This window comes from Polaromonas sp. P1_G1, assembly GCF_056405595.1.
This window is the reverse complement of the sequence record NZ_JBFUBU010000024.1, coordinates 47,199-65,604: the sequence shown is the minus strand read 5'-3', so window position 1 is coordinate 65,604 and position 18,406 is coordinate 47,199. Positions and strand designations below refer to the sequence as shown.

18 protein-coding genes are annotated in these 18,406 nt (G+C 65.4%); 6 read left to right on the top strand and 12 right to left on the bottom strand.

Features of this window, described 5'->3' with window-relative positions:
* Nucleotides 1-10 precede the first annotated feature (10 nt).
* From argB to slmA, 4 genes are all read left to right on the top strand, one after another.
* Entirely contained in the window at nt 11-907 is an 897-nt protein-coding gene (gene argB / locus AC1D1Y_RS13660; protein WP_477682797.1) for an acetylglutamate kinase, read from the top strand.
* A gap of 150 nt (nt 908-1,057) precedes the next feature.
* A complete protein-coding gene (locus AC1D1Y_RS13655) occupies nt 1,058-1,759 on the top strand; it encodes a response regulator (RefSeq protein ID WP_436156323.1) in 702 nt (233 codons plus the stop codon).
* Nucleotides 1,760-1,865: 106 nt separating this feature from the next.
* The gene (locus tag AC1D1Y_RS13650) at nt 1,866-3,296 is read left to right on the top strand and encodes an ATP-binding protein (RefSeq protein WP_477682842.1); all 1,431 of its coding nucleotides are present in this window, start codon (nt 1,866-1,868) and stop codon (nt 3,294-3,296) included.
* A gap of 161 nt (nt 3,297-3,457) precedes the next feature.
* A complete protein-coding gene (gene slmA, locus AC1D1Y_RS13645; protein ID WP_477652870.1) occupies nt 3,458-4,108 on the top strand; it encodes a nucleoid occlusion factor SlmA in 651 nt (216 codons plus the stop codon).
* Nucleotides 4,109-4,249: 141 nt separating this feature from the next.
* Here the strand turns inward: slmA and manD are convergent, their stop codons facing one another.
* The 7 genes from manD to AC1D1Y_RS13610 form a co-directional block, all read right to left on the bottom strand.
* Nucleotides 4,250-5,461, bottom strand: coding sequence for a D-mannonate dehydratase ManD (manD, locus tag AC1D1Y_RS13640; RefSeq protein WP_477682796.1), 1,212 nt, complete (start codon nt 5,459-5,461; stop codon nt 4,250-4,252).
* Between the two features lie 51 nt (nt 5,462-5,512).
* Nucleotides 5,513-6,316 (bottom strand): amino acid ABC transporter ATP-binding protein, encoded by an 804-nt coding sequence (locus AC1D1Y_RS13635; RefSeq protein WP_477682795.1) that lies wholly within the window; start codon nt 6,314-6,316, stop codon nt 5,513-5,515.
* The gene (locus tag AC1D1Y_RS13630; protein ID WP_477678330.1) at nt 6,313-6,972 is read right to left on the bottom strand and encodes an amino acid ABC transporter permease; all 660 of its coding nucleotides are present in this window, start codon (nt 6,970-6,972) and stop codon (nt 6,313-6,315) included. The genes AC1D1Y_RS13635 and AC1D1Y_RS13630 overlap by 4 nt, the downstream gene beginning before the upstream one ends.
* Entirely contained in the window at nt 6,969-7,634 is a 666-nt protein-coding gene (locus tag AC1D1Y_RS13625) for an amino acid ABC transporter permease (protein WP_477682794.1), read from the bottom strand. Before AC1D1Y_RS13625 ends, AC1D1Y_RS13630 begins: the two co-directional genes overlap by 4 nt.
* An 85-nt stretch (nt 7,635-7,719) precedes the next feature.
* Entirely contained in the window at nt 7,720-8,568 is an 849-nt protein-coding gene (locus tag AC1D1Y_RS13620) for a transporter substrate-binding domain-containing protein (RefSeq protein ID WP_477678332.1), read from the bottom strand.
* A gap of 56 nt (nt 8,569-8,624) precedes the next feature.
* On the bottom strand, nt 8,625-9,458 hold the full coding sequence (locus AC1D1Y_RS13615; RefSeq protein ID WP_477682841.1) for a substrate-binding periplasmic protein: 834 nt from the start codon (nt 9,456-9,458) through the stop codon (nt 8,625-8,627).
* A 63-nt stretch (nt 9,459-9,521) separates the two neighbouring features.
* Nucleotides 9,522-10,262: a FadR/GntR family transcriptional regulator gene (locus tag AC1D1Y_RS13610; protein WP_477652877.1), complete on the bottom strand. Its 741-nt coding sequence runs from the start codon at nt 10,260-10,262 to the stop codon at nt 9,522-9,524.
* A gap of 127 nt (nt 10,263-10,389) precedes the next feature.
* On the opposite strand from AC1D1Y_RS13610, the gene AC1D1Y_RS13605 reads away from it, so the two are divergent.
* Nucleotides 10,390-11,724 carry a mannitol dehydrogenase family protein gene (locus AC1D1Y_RS13605; RefSeq protein WP_477682793.1) on the top strand — a complete coding sequence of 445 codons (1,335 nt, stop codon included), beginning with the start codon at nt 10,390-10,392 and terminating at the stop codon, nt 11,722-11,724.
* 19 nt (nt 11,725-11,743) lie between these two features.
* Nucleotides 11,744-12,499, top strand: a complete 756-nt coding sequence (locus AC1D1Y_RS13600) for an SDR family NAD(P)-dependent oxidoreductase (protein ID WP_477678334.1) — start codon at nt 11,744-11,746, stop codon at nt 12,497-12,499.
* A gap of 4 nt (nt 12,500-12,503) precedes the next feature.
* On the opposite strand, the gene AC1D1Y_RS13595 is transcribed toward AC1D1Y_RS13600, so the two are convergent.
* The 5 genes from AC1D1Y_RS13595 to AC1D1Y_RS13575 form a co-directional block, all read right to left on the bottom strand.
* Nucleotides 12,504-13,559, bottom strand: a complete 1,056-nt coding sequence (locus AC1D1Y_RS13595) for a malate/lactate/ureidoglycolate dehydrogenase (protein WP_477682792.1) — start codon at nt 13,557-13,559, stop codon at nt 12,504-12,506.
* A gap of 25 nt (nt 13,560-13,584) precedes the next feature.
* The gene (locus AC1D1Y_RS13590) at nt 13,585-15,111 is read right to left on the bottom strand and encodes a UxaA family hydrolase (protein WP_477682791.1); all 1,527 of its coding nucleotides are present in this window, start codon (nt 15,109-15,111) and stop codon (nt 13,585-13,587) included.
* Nucleotides 15,112-15,227: 116 nt separating this feature from the next.
* A complete protein-coding gene (locus AC1D1Y_RS13585; protein WP_477652882.1) occupies nt 15,228-16,622 on the bottom strand; it encodes a TRAP transporter large permease in 1,395 nt (464 codons plus the stop codon).
* Between the two features lie 22 nt (nt 16,623-16,644).
* Nucleotides 16,645-17,199, bottom strand: coding sequence for a TRAP transporter small permease (locus tag AC1D1Y_RS13580; protein ID WP_477682790.1), 555 nt, complete (start codon nt 17,197-17,199; stop codon nt 16,645-16,647).
* 157 nt (nt 17,200-17,356) lie between these two features.
* On the bottom strand, nt 17,357-18,361 hold the full coding sequence (locus AC1D1Y_RS13575; RefSeq protein WP_477682789.1) for a sialic acid TRAP transporter substrate-binding protein SiaP: 1,005 nt from the start codon (nt 18,359-18,361) through the stop codon (nt 17,357-17,359).
* Nucleotides 18,362-18,406 lie beyond the last annotated feature (45 nt).

Sequence of the window (18,406 nt, the reverse complement as noted above, 5' to 3'; positions counted from 1 at the left end):
CGACACCCCCATGACTGATCCTGACCTCTCCCACGTCGGCCCGCGCGACAAGGCCGAAATCCTGGCCCAGGCGCTGCCCTACATCCGCAAGTTCCACGGCAAGACCCTGGTCATCAAATACGGCGGCAACGCCATGACGGACCCGGCCCTGCAGGCCGACTTCGCCGAGGACGTGGTGCTGCTCAAGCTGGTGGGCATGAACCCGGTGGTGGTGCACGGCGGCGGCCCGCAGATCGAGGCGGCGCTGAACCGCCTGGGTAAAAAAGGCCACTTCATCCAGGGCATGCGCGTCACCGACGAGGAAACCATGGAAGTCGTCGAATGGGTGCTGGCCGGCCAGGTGCAGCAGGACATCGTCGGCCTGATCAACCAGGCCGGTGGCAAGGCCGTGGGCCTGACCGGGCGCGACGGCGGCCTGATCCGCGCGCAAAAGCTCAAGATGGTCGACAAGGACGACCCGACCAAGGAGCACGACATCGGCTTTGTCGGCGACATCGTCAGCATAGACCCCAGCGTGGTCAAGGCGCTGCAGGACGACGCCTTCATCCCGGTGATCAGCCCCATAGGCTTCGGCGAGGAAAACGAGAGCTACAACATCAACGCCGACGTGGTGGCCGGCAAGCTGGCCACGGTGCTGAAAGCCGAGAAGCTGGTGCTGCTGACCAACACGCCCGGCGTGCTCAACAAGGCCGGCGAGCTGCTCACCGACCTGAGCGCCCGCGAGATCGACGAGCTGTTCGCCGACGGCACCATCTCGGGCGGCATGCTGCCCAAGATCGAAGGCGCGCTGGACGCGGCCAAGAGCGGCGTGAACTCGGTGCACATCATCGACGGCCGGGTGCCGCACGCCATGCTGCTGGAAATCCTGACCGACCAGGCCTACGGCACCATGATCAGATCGCACTGAAAAAATCGCCGCGAGGCCGGCGGCCGCCGTCAGCCTGGTGAAAGTGCGACTCTGTCAGACTGCGGGCTGGCGTGGCGCTGAAAAGAACAAGAGCAGACAGCGCGCCCCTCTCTATATAAAGAGCATTGGCAGCGAACCGGACAATTCGTGATGCGACTCCTACTGGTTGAAGACGACGTGATGGTGGCCAGCGGCATCAAGCTGGGGCTCAGCGACGCCGGTTATGCGGTCGACTGGGTCGGCAGCGCCGAACGCGCCGAGGAAGTCCTGCAGGGCGAGACCTTTGACGCCGCCATCATCGACATCGGCCTGCCGCGCATCGACGGGCTGGAGCTGACCCGACGCCTGCGCCGCGGCGGCCTGACCATGCCGGTGCTGATCCTGACCGCGCGCGACGCGCTGCAAGACCGCGTGCAAGGGCTGGACCTGGGTGCCGACGACTACATGGTGAAGCCCTTCGAGCTGCCCGAATTGCTGGCGCGCCTGCGCGCGCTGCTGCGCCGTTCGCAGGCCGCCACCAGCGCCACCCTGAGCTTCGGCGCGCTGGAGCTGGATACCGCGAATCGCGAGGCCCGCGCCAACGGCCAGCTGATAGAACTCGGCCCGCGCGAGTGGACGGTGATGGAATACCTGTTGATCAACGCCCCCAAACCCGCCAGCAAGGACAAGCTCCTGCAGGCCATGACCGGCTGGGACAAGGAAATCACGCCCAACGCCATCGAGGTCTACATCTCGCGCCTGCGCGGCAAGCTCGAGCCGCACGGCATCGCCGTGCGCTCGATTCGCGGTTTTGGCTACCGCCTGGAACTGACGGAAGCCGCGCCCGGCATGCCCGGCGCGGGCGCCGAGTAAGCGCCGGCGCATGGACGCCCCCGGCCGTCCCTGGGCCGACCGCCTGAAGGCCCGCCTGGCCGCCCTGGCCACTCGAACCGGCAACAGCCGCCTGGTGCCGCCGGCCATGAAGTCCGGCCTGCAGCGCCGCCTGCTGCTGCTGTTGCTGGTGCCGCTGGGGATTTTTGCGCTGATCAGCGTGTACTTCGATTACCAGACCGCCGGCAACGTCGCGCTGCAAAAAGACCAGCAGCTGGCGCGGCTGATCCCGTTGCTGGCCGATTCCGTGGTGGGGCCCGGCATCACGCCCGGGGGGCGCGAGCCCCTGCTGCTGCTGGCGCCGGCGGTGGACGATTTCCTCAAGGCCCGCACCGGTTCCGCCGGCTTCCGGATTTCCGACGCCCAGGGCGAATTCATGGCCGGCGAGGCCTGGATCCCCGACCTGCTGCCGGCCACACATGAGACCGAATTCCACAGCATCGAACACAAGGGCGTGACCTACCGCATCGCGGCCCAGCGCGTCAACACGGCCGCGGGTGAGCTGATCGTGCAACTGGCCGACGGCTCCGACCCGCGCCAGCAGTGGGTGCGCTCCGTGCTGATCAAGGTGCTGCTGCCCAACCTCATCCTGGTGCTGGCCGCGGGCTTCGCGCTCAATTGGGCCGTCACGCGGGCCCTCAAGCCGCTGATCGAGCTCAAGGACGCGGTGGAGCGCCGCAGCCCGCGCGACCTGAGCGCCATCGACCCGCAGACCACGCCCGCCGAGGTCCAGCCGCTGGTCAGCGCGCTGAACCGGCTGTTCAGCCTGGTGAACGACCAGGCCGAGGGCCAGCGCCGGTTTGTGGCCGACGCCGCGCACCAGCTGCGCACGCCGCTGGCCGGGCTGCAGGCGCAGGTCGAGGCCTGGGCGCAGGCCGCCAAGGTCGCGCAGGCCGCGGGTTCGGATGGCGCCGTCACGCTGTCGGCCGACAAAATCATCAAGCTGCGCAACGCGACCCGCCGCACCTCGCAGCTGGCCAACCAGCTGCTGGCGCTGTCGCGCGCCGACGCCTCGGCGGCCGCCGCCCAGCCCATGCAGCGGGTGGACCTGAAGGATTTGTGCGAATCCATCCTTCCGCTGCACCTGGACGCCGCCGCCCGCAAGGGCATAGACCTGGGGCTGGAGGCCCAGCCCGCCCAGGCCACGGGTTACGAATGGCTGCTGCGCGAACTGCTGGGCAACCTGGTGGACAACGCCGTCAAGTACACGCCGGCCGGCGGCACCGTCACCATACGCTGCGGCCCCGGCGTGCCGCCGGACGACAGGCTGGACCCCGGCCAACGGCGCTCCGGGGTGTTCCTGGAGGTCGAGGACGACGGCCCGGGCATCGCGCCGCACGAGCGCGCCAGGGCCTTGCAGCGCTTTTACCGGGTCCAGGGCACGGAGGGCGAGGGCAACGGCCTGGGCCTGGCCATCGCCAGCGAAATTGCCCGCGTCCACCATTCCCAGCTGGAGTTGGGCGACGGCGGTACCGAGGCCTCCGGCCCGCGCGGATTGCGGGTCCGCCTGAGTTTGTAGTCCGCCAGCCACAGTGAGCGCTCGCTGTTACGAAAGAGAACGTTGTAGCTTCGCCTCACGCAGTAAAACCCAGGCATCGCAAGCCCTGATCCGTCACTTCCCTGTGCGAGAATCAATTGCAACGATTTCCGGTTTTTTGAAACATTCTCCATCCATCGCCTATGTCCGACTTAGCGTCTGAATCCGAACTGAGCCCCCAGGCCACGCCAGCATCCGCCGAGCCTGCGGTGCGCAAGCGCCCCAAACCGGGGGAGCGCCGGGTCCAGATCCTGCAGGCCCTGGCGACCATGCTGGAGCAGCCGGGCGCCGAACGCATCACCACCTCGGCCCTGGCTGCCAGGCTGGAAGTGAGCGAAGCCGCGTTGTATCGCCATTTCGCCAGCAAGGCGCAAATGTTCGAAGGCCTGATCGAATTCATCGAGCAAACCGTTTTCACCCTGATCAACCAGATCGGCGAACGCGAACCCGACCACTCGGTCCGCACCCGCAAGCTGGTGGTCATGGTGCTGCAGTTCGCCGAAAAAAATCCCGGCATGACCCGCGTCATGGTCGGCGATGCCTTGGTGTTTGAAAACGAGCGCCTGCAGGAACGCATGAACCAGTTCTTCGACAAACTGGAATCCAGCCTCAAACAAAGCCTGCGCGACGCGGCAGCCGCCAGCGGCGCCGCCACCCCCACGGTAGACGCCCAGGTCCGCGCCTCGGTGATCGTCGCCTTTATGGTCGGCCGCCTGCAGCGTTTTGCCCGCTCAGGCTTCAAGCGCCTGCCGTCCGAGCACCTCGAAGCCAGCTTAGCCACGATCCTGGCCTAAGCCTCTCCTAGCCGGGAGAGTCGGCGCGATTCTTATTCTTTCCCAGTGGGGGCCCGGAACGGGCTTTGCCCGGCCGTAGGCGCCCGTCCCCTTGAGGGGAGGGGGCGCTACACGAAGTGAGCGCCAGCAGGGGGGAGCCAGTCACCAATTCCACAAAGTGCCGTCATGCTGCAAGCGGTTCACCGGCAGGTAAGCGCGCTGGTAAGGGTATTTGGCGGCCAGCTTCTCGTCGATCTCCACGCCGTGGCCTGGTGTCTCGCCGCAGTGCATGAAACCCTTGTCGAAGCGGTAGCTGTGCGGGAAGACCTCGTCGGTCTGCTCGGTGTGGCGCATGTATTCCTGCACCCCGAAGTTGGGCACCCAGGTGTCGAAGTGCAGCGCCGCGCCCATGCACACCGGTGACAAATCGGTCGCGCCGTGGCAACCGGTGCGCACCTGGTGCATGGAGGCGAAGTCGGCGATGCGCCGCAAATGCGTGATGCCGCCGGCATGCACGACAGTCGCACGGATGTAGTCGATCAGCTGGTTCTGGATCAGGTCCTTGCAATCCCAGATCGTGTTGAAGATCTCGCCCACGGCCAGCGGCGTGGTGGTGTGCTGGCGGATCAGGCGGAAAGCCTCCTGGTTTTCGGCCGGCGTCGCGTCCTCCAGCCAGAACAGGTGAAAAGGCTCCAGCGATTTGCCGAGCCGGCCGGCTTCGATGGGCGTCAACCGGTGATGCGCGTCGTGCAGCAGATGGATGTCCGGGCCCACGGCCTGGCGCACCGCGTCGAACAGTTTCGGCGTGTGCAGCAGGTATTTTTCGCTGCTCCAGTCGTGCTCGCTGGGCAGGTTGCCGTCGGCCGGCTCGTAAAACATGCTGCCCTTGCCCACACCGTAGACTTTTTCGAGGCCCGGCACGCCGCTCTGCGCGCGTATCGCCTGGTAGCCCATTTCCTTGTAGCGCAGCACCTCGTCCACCGTGTGGGCGATGTCGCTGCCGTTGGCGTGGCCGTAGACCATCACGCCGTTGCGGCTGCGTCCGCCCAGTAGCTGGTACAGCGGCAGGCCGGCGGCCTTGGCCTTGATGTCCCAGAGGGCGGTGTCCACCGCGGCGATCGCGCTCATGGTCACCGGGCCGCGCCGCCAGTAGGCGCCCTTGTAGAGGTATTGCCAGATGTCCTCGATCTGGTGCGCGTCGCGGCCAATCAGGCAGGGGATGACGTGTTCGGTCAGGTAGCTCACGACGGCGAGTTCGCGCCCATTGAGTGTGGCGTCGCCGATGCCGGTCAGGCCTTCGTCGGTTTCAATCTTGAGGGTGACGAAGTTGCGGCCGGGGCTGCAGACGATGACGCGGGCGTTGGTGATTTTCATGAAAAGTCAGGGGGTAAGAAAAGAAAAAATGCGGACAAGGGGGGATGGTGCTCAGCCGTTCCATCCCAGATGGCCGAGGAAGTCGCGCGTGCGCGCGACCGTGGGGTTCTCGAAGATCTGCGCGGGCGGGCCTTCTTCCAGGATGGCGCCGTTTTCAAACACCACCACCCAGTTCGCCACGCGCTGGGCAAAACTCATTTCGTGCGTGACGACGATCATGGTCATGCCTTCCTGGGCCAGCTTCTTCATCACGTTGAGCACTTCGCCCACGGTTTCCGGGTCCAGTGCCGAAGTCGGCTCGTCGAACAGCATCACCTCCGGCTCCATTGCCAGCGCGCGGGCAATTGCCACGCGCTGCTGCTGGCCGCCCGAGAGATTGGCCGGGAAGTTGCCGGCCTTGGATTCCAGCCCGACTTTTTCGAGCAGCACCATCGCGCGTTTGCGCGCGTCGGCCTCGCTCATGCCTAGCACGGTGATGGGGCCCATGGCCACGTTGTCCAGCGCCGTCTTGTGCGGGAACAGCTCGAAGCTCTGGAACACCATGCCCATGCGCTGGCGCACCTTGCGCACCTCGGTTTCGCGCGTCGGCAGCGGGATGCCGTCCAGCAGCACGCGCCCGCCGTTCAGGGTCTCGAGCGCGTTGGTGCAGCGCAGCAGCGTCGACTTGCCCGAGCCCGAGGGCCCGATCAGGCACATGACCTCGCCTTTGTTGACCTGCAGCGAGACGCCGTTGAGCGCCACAAAATCGCCGTACAGCTTGCGCACGTCTTCGTAGACCAGCACGGGCGGCTGCCCTGCGCCCTTGCGTGGTACCGCGGCGGCGGCACCGGTGTTTTGTGGGGTAGCTGATGTCATTCCTTGACTCCGTATTTTTTGTGGATCCAGTCCACGAGTTTTGCCTGGGGGTAGCCCATCAGCCAGTAGATCGCGGCCATGGCGGTCAGCATCTCCAGCACCCGGAAGGTCTGGGCGCGTATCTGCATCGAGGTGTAGGCGAGCTCGCTGACGGCGATCACCGACACCAGCGAGGTGTCCTTGAACAGCGAAATCCAGGTGCTCGCCAGCACCGGCAGGATGCGGCGCGCCGCCTGCGGGATCACCACCTTGAACATGGCCTGTCGGCGCGACATGCCCATGGCCAGGGCCGCTTCCATCTGGCCCTTGCGGATGGAGTTGATGCCGGCGCGGAAGGTCTCGGCGTTGTAGGCCGAGATGTTGAGCACCAGCGCGACCAGCGCCGTCGTGAGCGCGGAGAACTGCACGTCGAAGGCGATGGGCATCACGTAGAAGGCCCAGTAGATCACCAGGATCAGCGGCAGGTTGCGGAAAAATTCCACGAAAGCCAGCGAGGCCGAACTCAGCAGCTTGTTCGACGACAGGCGCATCAGCGCCAGCAATATGCCGCCCGGCACGGCCAGCAGCATGGTCAGCACCGTCAGGCCCACGGTCATGAGCGCGCCGTCCCACAGCGCGCCGCGGTGCGTCCAGATGACGTTCCAGTCGAAGTTCATGAGCGCCCCAGGTGTGCGAGTTTTTGGTACATGCGGTCGACGACGCGGGTGACCGGGAACAGCACCAGGAAATACAGCACCATGACGGCCGTGAACACCTCCACCGGCCGGTAGCTCTGGCCGGCCACGGTTTCGGCGCGGTGCATCAGCTCGGGTACGGCGATCACGGTGGCGATGGCCGTGTCCTTGATGGCCATGGTCAGCACCGAGCCGAAGGCCGGCAGCATGCGGATGGTGGCCTGAGGCAGGATGATCTTGCGCAAAATCTGCGCGCGCGACATGCCCAGCGCCAGCCCGGCGCGCGTCTGCCCGGGCCGTATCGATTCAATGCCGGCGCGGATGATCTCGGACGCGTAAGCCGCGATGTGCAGCGTCAGCCCCACCAGTGCGGCCCAGAAGGGCGGAAAGGTCACGCCGGCCAGCAACGGGAAGGCGAAGTAAATCCACACCAGCACCACCAGGATGGGGATGGCGCGCATGGTGTCGACGTAAAAAACCAGCACGGTGCTGAGCCAGCGTGGGCCGTAGAGACGCAGCAGCGCGATCACCAGCCCCGACAGGATGCTGGTCACCGCGCTGACCACGCTGAGCAGCACGGTGATGCCCAGCCCGCCGGCGAAGAAACGCCAGTTCTCGATGATCGGTGAAAAGTCCACGTCCATGAAAGGTCCGTCCGGGTTGAATGAGGAAGGGCGGCCCGCCTGCCAGGGCAGCGGGCCGCGCTGGCGGCACGGGGCCGGGCCGGATTTACTTGAGGTTCTGCGTCATGCGCACTTCTTCGGCCTGCAGCTGCGGCTCCATGCGTTTTTCGACTTCACGCAGCCAGTCCAGGTAGACCTGCTCGTTCTTGTTCACGCCCATGCCGGTCTTGATCTCGAAGATCTTGCTGTCCTGGCAGTTGTTTTCTTTCGGGAAAACCGCCAGGCCCTTGACCTTTTTGTTGATGTTGGGCCAGAGCATGCGGTTCAGCGGCGCGACGTCCGAGCGGCCGGCCAGCACTTCCTCGATGGGCGCGACCGAGCCGGAGTTGGCCACGCCGCGCAGCTTGGCTTTGGAGAACTGCTCGCGCACCAGCGGTTCCTCGCCAGCGCCCGAGAAATAGGCCATGGTGATCTCGGGCTTGTTGAAGTCTTCCAGCGTCTTGGCGTTGGTGAACTTCGGGTTGTCGGCGCGGCCGAACATGCAGACGCCGGTGCTGGAGAAGGTCACGAAGTCGATGATCTTGGCGCGCTCGGCATTCTGGTTCAGCGGGCCGATCATGATGTCCATCTGGTTGGCGATCAGCGCCGGCACCTTGGTTTCGTGGCTGACCGGGACCGGCACGACCTTCACGCCCAGCAGCTTGGCGAACTCCTTGCCCAGCAGCCACGACGGGCCGGACCAGGGCTCGCCTTCGCCGGTGGTGTTCTGGGCGAGCCAGGGCGGGTTGTTGACCACGCCGACACGCAGCACGCCGGCCTTGCGGATCGCGTCTATGCGCGGGCTGGCGCCGGGCGCGGGCGGCGTCTGGGCGAAGGCGGCGGCCGATACGCCGGTGGCGACGGCGGCCAGCGCGAGATGCCGGCACAGGCGCAGGGAGGAGGTGATGCGGTTCATGGTTTGTCTCTTTCTCTTGGGTGAATGGGTGGCGTTTGCCGGTGCTTTTCCGGTGCTTACTTGAGTGACTCGATCACGCGCTTTTCTTCCGCGGCGAGCTTGGGTTCCAGTGTTTTTTCAACAGCGCGCAGCCAGTCGATGAAGGCTTGCTGGTTCTTGTCGACGGCCAGGCCCACGGGCGAGGCTTTTTCCTTGCTGCCCTGGCAGTTGTTCTCATGCGGGAACACCGTCAGGCCCTTGACCTTCTGGTTCAGGTTGACCCAGGGCACGCGGTTGATGGGTGCCGCGTCGGCGCGTTTGGCCATGATTTCTTCCACCGGCGCGGTGGCGCCTGAACTCGCGACGGCGCGGAATTTGGCTTTGGGGAAGCGTTCCTTGACCCAGTTCTCCTCGGCGCCGCCCGTGAAGTAGGCGATCGTGATGTCGGGGCTGTTGAGGTCGTCCACCGACTTCACCTTGGCCAGCTTGTCATTGCCCGCGCGGCCGAACATGCAGACGCTGGTGGTGGAATAGATCACGAAGTCCACCACCTTGAGCCGCTCCGGCGTTTCGCCCAGTGGGCTGATGGTCATGTCGACCTGGTTGGCGGCCAGCACCGGCACCTTGGTCTCATGCGACACCGCCACGGGCACCAGCTTGACGTTCAGCAGGCGCGCGTATTCGTTGGCCAGCGTCCAGGCCGGGCCGCTCCAGGCCTGGCCGCCACCCGTGGTGTTCTCGAGCAGCCAGGGTGAGTTCTGCAGAACGCCCACGCGCAGCTCCCCCGATTTTTTGATCGCGTCTATGCGCGGGCTGGCACCCGCCGGCGGTGGCGCCTGGGCCAGCAGCGCGGCGCCCGACAGGCCCAGCAGCAGGCCGGCCAGGGTGGCTTTGGGTTTCAGTTTTGGCATGTTCATCTTGTCTCTCTTGGTGTTGTTGGGGGAAGAACTGTCGGGGCTAAAGCAGGGGGGGCGTTATCGCCAAGCCTGCGCGAACTCGCTGATCACACGCTCCAGGTGGGCGCGCATCGCTGCTCGCGCGGCGATGGGGTCGCGCGCCAGCAAGGCCTTGAAGATGCGCTGGTGGTCGGCGTGCGAAGCCAGGCGCAGTTCGGGTGTGTGGAAGTGGTGTTCGATCTTGGTCCAGACCGGGCCCTTGGCCTGGGCCCACATGGCGCTCACCATCTGCAGCAGCACGCTGTTGCCGGTGGACTCGGCGATGCGCAGGTGGAACAACTGGTCGGCCGCCTCGTTTTCTTCCTTGTTGTCGATGTGCTCGCGCATGTCGCTGAGCGCCGTGAAGATGCGGTCCAGGTCGCCGTCCTTGCGGGTTTCCGCCGCGACCGAGGCGATTTCCGATTCGATCAGGCAGCGTGCGCGCAGCAGTTCAAACGGGCCGGGGCCGGTTTCCGACATGAAAGGCGAGGAGGCAGGGTTGCCGCGCACCTGCGTCACATAAATGCCCGAGCCGCCGCGCACCTCGACCACGCCCTGCAGCTCGAGCGCGATCATGGCTTCGCGCACCGAGGTGCGGCTCACGTCAAACCGCTCGGCCAGCGCGCGCTCCGAGGGGAGCCGTTCGCCGAGCTTGAACTCGCCCTGGGCGATCAGCGCCAACAGCTGCGTGGCCAGGCGCTGGTAAGAGCGGTCGGACAGTGCCCGGGGTGGGTTGGACGCGTCGTCCGGGGAGGCCGGCTGGATGAGTTGAAGTGCCATGGTGGCTCCAAAGTGGTTGGACCAATTATGGGATTTCAGGGCAATAAAGGCCAATAGTGGTTTACCACTATGGCTAACTGGTCGGTCCAATTGTTCAATAAAGTCCTTTCATCGGCTGACACTAGGCATGCGCTCACTCTCTCAAACCGTGCTGGATAACCGGGCGGTTCCACCCTCCCTGCATCTCCCCGATTACCCGCGAAGCGCCCTGGCACCCGGCGTGCTGCACCTCGGCCTGGGCGCGTTTCMCCGCGCCCACCAGGCGGTGGTCTTCGACGCCTTGCTGCAGGCCGGCGACCCGCGCTGGGGGGTGCTGGGCGTGGCCATGCGCAGCACCGGGCTGGCCGATGCGCTGGCCCGCCAGGACGGGCTTTACACCCTGCAAATCGCGAGCGCGGAAGGGCGGCGCTGGCAGCTGGTCGGCTCGGTGCTGGACACCTGTGTCGCGGCGCGCGAGCCGGACCGTGTCACCGCCGCCCTCGCCGCGCCGGCCACCCGCTGGGTCACGCTGACCGTGACCGAAAAAGCCTACGGCGCCGAGCTCGCGGCGCAACTCGTGGCCGGCCTGGCCGCGCGCCATGCGGCGGGCCTGGGCGGCCTGACCATCGCCTCCTGCGACAACCTGAGCGGCAACGGCGGCAAGCTGCGCCAGCTGTGCCTGGATGCCGCGGCGGCGCAGGACACCGTGCTGGCGCAGTGGATAGAGAACAACTGCGCCTTTCCCAACAGCATGGTGGACCGCATCGTCCCCGCGGCCACCGCGCAGCACCGTGGCGACGCCGCCCGCGTGGCCGGCCTGGACGACGCCTGCGCCCTGGGCACCGAGGCCTTCTGGGAATGGGTGATAGAACGCCACTTCGTGGACCCGGCCGACGGTGCCGCGCTGGCGGCCGCGGGCGTGCAGGTGGTCGAGGACGTCAGGCCGTTTGAAGAGGCCAAGCTGCGCATGCTCAACGGCAGCCACACCGCCATTGCGCTGATGGGCGCTGTCATGGGCCTGCCCACGGTGGCCGATTGCGTGGCCAACGCCGACATCCGCTGGTTCATCCATCACCTGATGACCGACATCGTGATGCCGCAGCTGCAGCGCCCCGGCCTGCCGGCCTACCGCGATGCGCTGCTTGCGCGTTTCGCCAACCCGGACCTGCACCACAAGGTGCACCAGATCGCCTCGGACAGCTCGCTGAAGATTCCCTTGCGCTGGCTGCCCACGCTGCAGGCCCGGCTGGCCGCCGGCGCCGACGTCGAGCCGCTGGCCGCGCGCCCGCAACAGCACCGCGGCGATGTCGCCGGCACGGTGGCGGCCTTGCTTGGGCAGCCGGCCATCTGGGGCGAAGTGCTCCACGCCGACCCGCGCTGGACTTCACGCGTGGGCTTCTGGCTGGAACGCATCCAGGCCCTGGGCGTCGGCGAGGCGCTCGCGCAATTCAAATCCGGGCACGCGCCCAAACCTCAACCCTGAACACGGAAACATTTCAACCATGATCCCCCAACATCCTCCCATCCGAGATCAGGTCGCCCTCGTCACCGGCGCCAATGCCGGCATGGGCCTGGCGACCGTGCGCGCGCTGCTCGACGCGGGTTACCGCGTTGCGGCAACCGACCTGCGCACGGAAGCTGTGGCCAGCGAACTGGCCCACCACGGCGACCGGCTGGCCTGCTTTGTCATGGACGTGAGCGACTATGCCCAGGTGCATTCGGCCTGCGATCAGATCGAAAAGCATTTCGGACGCATCGACGTTTGCGTCAACAACGCGGGTTTTTTGCAGTACGCCAACTGCGAGCAGACCACACCCGAGCTCTGGCACAAAACGCTGAGGATCAACCTGGACGGCGTGTTCTACGTGAGCCAGCGCGTGGCCCCGGGCATGAAGGCGCGCGGCTTCGGCCGCATCGTCAACATCTCGTCTTTCGGCGCGAAGACCGGTGGCCTGTCGCCGCTGCCCGCTTATGCGGCCAGCAAGGGGGGCGTCACGTCCCTGACCTTCAGCTTCGCGCGTGAATACGCGCCCTTCGGCGTAACCTGCAATGCGCTGGCCCCCACCTTTGTGAAAACCCAGATGCTGACCGAACAGGTCAGCGCCGAGCGGCAGGCCGAGCTGCGGCAAAAGATTCCGGTGGGCCGCTTCTGCGAGCTTGAAGAACTGGCGCACAGCGTGCTGTTCCTGGCCCATCCACTGAGTGGCTTCATCACCGGCGAAGTACTGGACTTGAACGGCGGCCTGCAGTTCGACTGAGGCTTCAGTTCGCCAGGCCGACCTTGGCGGCGGCGCCGACGATTTCTTCCCAGGTGCTGGCGTCGATCTCGATGCCATCCCGTTCGCGCTCCACGCGCGCGCGGCGTTCGGGTTCTCCGGCGATCTGCACGGCTTGTATGCCGTCGGCCGGCGGGCTTTTGCGCAGCCATTCGACAAAGGCCAGGGCCTCGGTTTCCATCGCCGATTGTGTGCCCAGCTTGCCGGGGTCAATCAGGATGGTCAGCATGCTGTTGTAGACGGCGCGTGTGCCCACTGTCGGGTGGTGCCAGGTGCCGCCGCCGGTCAGCGCGCCACCCAGCAGCTCGCAGGCCACAGCCAGGCCGTAACCCTTGTGCTCGCCGAAAGGCATCAGCGCGCCAAAAAAACCATTGGCCTGCGGCACCACCACGACGCCCGGGTCGGTGGTCGGCTGGCCGTGCTCGTCGATCAGCAGGCCGGGCTGTACTGACTTGCCCTGGTTGTGCGCGACGCGCATCTTGCCCTGGGCCACGCGGCTGGTGGCGAAGTCCAACACAAAGGGCGGGCTGTCTTTCAGCGGTATGCCGATGCAGCAGGGGTTGGTGCCGTAGCGGCCGTCGGCACCGCCCCAGGGCGCGACCACCGGCCGCGTCATGACGTTGACGAAGTGCAGCGACACCAGGCCCTGGGTCACGGCCATCTCCGCGAAATGGCCTATGCGCCCCAGGTGGTGCGATTCGGCCAGCGCCAGGATGCAGCTGCCTTGTTCCTTCGCGCGGGCCATGCCCAGCAGCATGGCCTGCTCGCCGACCACCTGGCCGTAGCCGCGCTGGCCGTTGAGGCTCAGCAGCGCGCCGGCATCAAGTACCGTCTTGACCTGCGCGTTGGGCGTCAGGCCGCCCTCGAGCACCGCATCTACATAGCGCGGCAGCATGCCAACGCCGTGCGAGTCATGGCCGCTGAGGTTGGCCATCACCAGGTTGGAGGCGACTTTTTCGGCTTCTTGCGCCGAGCTGCCGGCAGCGACGAGGATGCGGGCGCAATGGGCCCGCAGGTCTGAGGCTTGGATGTTTTTTTGCATGGGGCTGCGGGGATGGGAAGGAGGTTTACATCACGGCGCCGACTTGCCAGGGCACGAACTCGTTCTGGCCGTAGCCGTGTTTTTCGCTCTTGCTGGGTTCGCCCGAGGCAGTGGCCAGCACCATGTCAAAAATGCGTTGCCCCATCTCCTGCACCGACACACCGCCGTCGATGATCTCGCCGCAGTTGATGTCCATGTCCTCTTCCTGCCGCTTCCACAGCGCCGAGTTGGTGGCGAGTTTGAGCGAAGGTGAGGGCGCGCAGCCGTAGGCTGAGCCGCGGCCGGTGGTAAAGCAGATGATGTTGGCGCCGCCGGCCACCTGGCCCGTGGCGCTGACCGGGTCGTAGCCGGGGGTGTCCATGTAGACAAAACCGTGCGCACCCACGGGCTCTGCGTATTCGTACACCGCCTCGAGGTTGGAGGTGCCGCCCTTGGCGACTGCGCCCAGCGATTTTTCGAGGATGGTGGTCAAACCGCCGGCCTTGTTGCCCGGCGAAGGGTTGTTGTTCATTTCGCCATCGTTGATCTGGGTGTAGTGCTCCCACCATTTGATGCGCGAGATCAGTTTCTCGGCGATCTCGGGGCGCACGGCGCGCCGCGTGAGCAGGTGCTCGGCGCCGTAAATCTCGGGTGTTTCGCTGAGGATGGCGGTGCCGCCGTGAGCCACCAGCAAGTCCACCGCCGCGCCCAGCGCCGGGTTGGCGCTGATGCCCGAATAACCGTCGGAGCCGCCGCACTGCAGGCCTATGGTGATGTGGGCGGCGCTGCAGGGCTCGCGCTTGACGGCATTGGCCTGCGGCAGCATTTCCTTGATCATGGCGATGCCCTTGGCCACGGTCTTGGCCGTGCCGCCGGTGTCCTGGATGCTGAAGACGCGCAGGGTTTCGCCCTCGCGCAGGCTGCCGTGGGCCAGCCAGGCGTTGATCTGGTTGGATTCGCAGCCCAGGCCCACCACCAGCACGCCGGCGAAGTTGGGGTGCGTGGCATAGCCCGTCAGCGTGCGCTGCAGGATCTGCAGGCCCAGGCCGTCGCTGTCCATGCCGCAGCCCGTGCCGTGCGTGAGCGCCACCACGCCGTCGACGTTGGGAAAGTCTTTCAGCGCCGACGGGTTGTTCTGCCGCGAAAAATGGTCGGAAATCGCGCGCGCGGCCGTGGCCGAGCAGTTCACGCTGGAGAGGATGCCGATGTAGTTGCGCGTGGCCACGCGGCCGTCGGGCCGCTTGATGCCCATGAAGGTCGCCTCCCGTTTGGCCGGCGCCGGCTTCACGTCGGCGCCGAAGGCGTAATCGCGCGCGAAGTCGCCCTTGTCGGGGCCCATGTCCAGGTTGTGCGTGTGCACATGCTCGCCGGGCGCGATGGGCTTGCTCGCGAAACCGATGATCTGGTTGTAGCGCCGTATCGGCTCGCCGGCGGCCAGCGCCCGCGTGGCGATCTTGTGGCCGGCGGGGATCAGGCCGCGCACGGTGATGCTTTCTACCTGGGTGCCGCCCACCAGCTGGGCGCGGGCAATCAGGACGTCATCGGCGGGATGGAGGCGGATAAAGGGTGTCATGGTGGATCTCTGCATTTTCAATCAAGTGCCATCGCGGAACCGGTTTTGCCGGGCCGCAGGTGGCGCCCCCTCGAGGGGGAGGCGCCGAAGGCGCTTTGGGGGTGATTGTTCACCATTCAATAAAACATCTTCGGTAGCCAGAGTACTGCTTTCGGGAAGTAGGTGATGATGCCCAGGCTTAGCAGCAGCGGCACCAGCCAGGGCAGGATGGCGATGGTGGTGCGTTCCACCGACAGGTTCGCCACGCGCGCCAGCACAAACAGCACCATGCCCATGGGCGGGTGCAAGAGGCCGATCATCAGGTTGAGCACCATGACCAGGCCGAAATGCACCGGGTCTATGCCCAGTTGCGCGGTGATGGGCAGCAGGATGGGCACCAGGATGGTGATGGCGGCGGTGGGCTCCAGGAAGCAGCCGACGAACAGCATCAGCAGGTTGGCCAGCAGCAAAAACACCCAGGGGCTCTGGGTAAAGCCCAGCACCCAGGCGGCGATCGCCGTGGTCACACCGGTGGCCGTCAGCATCCAGCCGAATATGGACGCGGCCGCCACGATGAAGAGCACGGTGGAGGTGGTCTCCACGGTGTCCAGGCAGACCTTGACGAACATCTTGAATTTGAGCGCCTTGTACCAGAAGAAGCCCAGCACCATGGCCCAGACGCAGGCCGCGATCGCGCCCTCGGTGGGCGTGAAAAGGCCTGTCGTCATGCCGCCTATCAGCAGCACCGGCGTCATGATGGGCAGCACGGCCTCGAATTTAAAAATCTTGTCGAGCACGAACAAGGCGATGAGCCCGGCAATCACCGTGACCTGCGCCGGTGCGCCGGCCTTGCTGATCAGCAGCCACAGCACCAGCGGCCAGGCCGCGACCACGCCGAGCTCTATCAGGGCTTTGCCCAGCTTGCTGGCCGAGAACTTGATATCGGCGCCCCATTTGTTCTTATGCGCGAAGTAAGCCACGGTCAGCATCATCAGCACGGCCATCAGCAGGCCTGGCAACAGGCCGGCCAGGAACAGCGCGCCAATCGACACGTTGGCCATCATGCCGTAGATCACAAAAGGCAGGCTGGGCGGGATGATGGGGCCGAGCGTGGCCGAGGCGGCCGTCACGCCGACCGCGAATTCCGACGAATAGCCGTGCTCCTTCATGGCCTTGATCTCGATGGTGCCCAGGCCGGCTGCGTCGGCGATCGCTGTGCCGCTCATGCCGGCAAAAATGACCGAGCCCAGCACGTTGACGTGGCCCAGGCCGCCCTTGAGCCAGCCCACCAGCGCCAGCGCGAAGTTGTAGATGCGGGTGGTGATGCCGGCATTGTTCATCAGGTTGCCGGCCAGGATGAAGAAAGGCACGGCCAGCAGCGGGAAGCTGTCTATGCCCGACACCATGCGGTGGATCACCACAAAAGGCGGCAGGTTGCCGGTGACCAGGATGTAGACCAGCGAGGCGCCCGCCATGGCGATGGCGACCGGAATGCCGGCGCCCATGAAGATCAGGAAAAATATTTTGAGCATGATGGTGCAGTGAGCTTCGCGCTCAGCGGTCTTCCATGGTGGATTCGGGGCGTTCCAGCACGCTGTAGCCGCGGCGGTAATGAATCAGGGCGACCTGCAACGAGCGCACCAGCATGGCGGCAAAACCGAGCAGGCACAGGCCGTACACGATGTTCATGGGCAGGTCGACGATGGTCATGCGGGTCTGGTTGCCGATTTTTTCCATCATCTGGATGGTCATGAACACGGCCGCGCCGTAAAAGGCGATGCGCAGCACGTCCGTCACCGTCGACATGACGCGGCCCATCTTCGCCGGCATGTGGCGGTAGAAAAAATCCACCTGGATGTGGTTGTTCTTGGCCACGCCGATGGCCGCGCCTATGAACACCACGGCGATCAGCTCATACCGCGCGATCTCCTCGGTCCACGCGGCCGAGTCGTTGAAGACGTAACGCGTGACGAACTGATACAGCACGGTGGCGCCCAGCACCCAGAAAAAAGCCAGGGCCAGCCAGCCCTCGACGGTGGTGGCCGACAGGTCCACCGCCTCGTCTTCGGTGTGGAATGAACCGTCGTCGCTGATGATTTTTTCAGTCATCGTATTTCCTTCATTTGTCTTTACCAGCAGAGTCCGGTAGTCGCCCGAAAAGCGTAGCGAGCGGTCCGAGGTCGCACTGAGAAGCGCAGCCGTACTCCGGTACGGCGAGCATCGCAAGTGCGAGATCGGGCCGCGCAGTAGCTTTACGGGTGGCTACCTACTTCAAATTAATAATGCGGTCGTAATCGGCTTGACGGTAGCCTTGATCCGCAGGCGAGGTGCTCTTCAACACCGCTGCGCGGAAGGCGTTCTTGTCGACCGTGATCACGTTGTTGCCTTTTTTCTTGAACTCCTCGACCAGCCGGGCTTCCGAGGCGATGATCTCGCGGCCGGTTTTTTCGGCGGCTTCCAGCATCACGTCGCTGAAGATCTTTTTCTCGTCGGCGCTGAGCTTGCCCCAGAGCTGGCCCGAGACCACGGTCAGCAGCGAGTCGACGATGTGGCCGGTCAGTGAAATGTTCTTCTGCACCTCATAGAATTTTTTCGCCTCGATGGTGGGCAGCGGGTTCTCCTGCGCGTCCACCGTGCCGTTTTGCAGCGCCAGGTAGACCTCGGCGAAGGCAATCGGGGTCGGGTTGGCGCCCAGCGCCTTGGGGAAAGCCATATAGGCCGGCGCGTCGGGCACGCGGATCTTCAGGCCCTTCATGTCTTCGGGCTTGGTGATGGGGCGCGCGGCGCTGGATGTCACGTGGCGCGCGCCGTAGTAATTGAGCGCGGTGATGTGGTTGCCGCTCTTCTGGTCATAGCCGGCGGCGAGTTCCTTGAACACATCACTGTTGGCGAACTTGAGCTGGTGCTCGGCGTCGCGGAAGATGAWGGGGAAGTAGCCAATCGCCAGCGGCTGGTAGGTGCGGCCGGCAAAACTCGCGCCCGTAAGGATGATGTCCACCGTGCCCAGGGTCAGGCCCTGGTTGATGTCGGCCTCCTTGCCCAGCGTGGAGGCCGGGAACACCTGGATCTCATACTTGCCGTTGGTGCGCTTCTTGATCTCGTCGCCGGCCCAGACCGACCACTTGTGGAAGGGCTCGGAGGTTTCATAGACGTGCGCCCATTTGAGCTTGGTCTGCGCCGAGGCAATGCCGGAAAAGCCCAGGGCCCCCGCCATCAGCGCGCAGGCGGCGATGGCTTTGACGGCGAATCGTTTGTTGTGGAATGCATTCATGGTTGTCTCCTCAAAGGGTGTTGCTGGCATGAACAGGGAAAGCGG

Coding starts and splice junctions, on each gene's coding strand:
- AC1D1Y_RS13630 (WP_477678330.1), bottom strand. CDS start 6,972: ATGAACTTCGACTGGAACGTCATCTGGACGCACCGCGGCGCGCTGTGG.
- AC1D1Y_RS13600 (WP_477678334.1), top strand. CDS start 11,744: ATGATCCCCCAACATCCTCCCATCCGAGATCAGGTCGCCCTCGTCACC.
- AC1D1Y_RS13625 (WP_477682794.1), bottom strand. CDS start 7,634: ATGGACGTGGACTTTTCACCGATCATCGAGAACTGGCGTTTCTTCGCC.
- AC1D1Y_RS13590 (WP_477682791.1), bottom strand. CDS start 15,111: ATGACACCCTTTATCCGCCTCCATCCCGCCGATGACGTCCTGATTGCC.
- slmA (WP_477652870.1), top strand. CDS start 3,458: ATGTCCGACTTAGCGTCTGAATCCGAACTGAGCCCCCAGGCCACGCCA.
- AC1D1Y_RS13595 (WP_477682792.1), bottom strand. CDS start 13,559: ATGCAAAAAAACATCCAAGCCTCAGACCTGCGGGCCCATTGCGCCCGC.
- AC1D1Y_RS13650 (WP_477682842.1), top strand. CDS start 1,866: ATGAAGTCCGGCCTGCAGCGCCGCCTGCTGCTGCTGTTGCTGGTGCCG.
- manD (WP_477682796.1), bottom strand. CDS start 5,461: ATGAAAATCACCAACGCCCGCGTCATCGTCTGCAGCCCCGGCCGCAAC.
- AC1D1Y_RS13610 (WP_477652877.1), bottom strand. CDS start 10,262: ATGGCACTTCAACTCATCCAGCCGGCCTCCCCGGACGACGCGTCCAAC.
- AC1D1Y_RS13615 (WP_477682841.1), bottom strand. CDS start 9,458: ATGCCAAAACTGAAACCCAAAGCCACCCTGGCCGGCCTGCTGCTGGGC.
- AC1D1Y_RS13580 (WP_477682790.1), bottom strand. CDS start 17,199: ATGACTGAAAAAATCATCAGCGACGACGGTTCATTCCACACCGAAGAC.
- AC1D1Y_RS13585 (WP_477652882.1), bottom strand. CDS start 16,622: ATGCTCAAAATATTTTTCCTGATCTTCATGGGCGCCGGCATTCCGGTC.
- AC1D1Y_RS13635 (WP_477682795.1), bottom strand. CDS start 6,316: ATGACATCAGCTACCCCACAAAACACCGGTGCCGCCGCCGCGGTACCA.
- argB (WP_477682797.1), top strand. CDS start 11: ATGACTGATCCTGACCTCTCCCACGTCGGCCCGCGCGACAAGGCCGAA.
- AC1D1Y_RS13655 (WP_436156323.1), top strand. CDS start 1,058: ATGCGACTCCTACTGGTTGAAGACGACGTGATGGTGGCCAGCGGCATC.
- AC1D1Y_RS13620 (WP_477678332.1), bottom strand. CDS start 8,568: ATGAACCGCATCACCTCCTCCCTGCGCCTGTGCCGGCATCTCGCGCTG.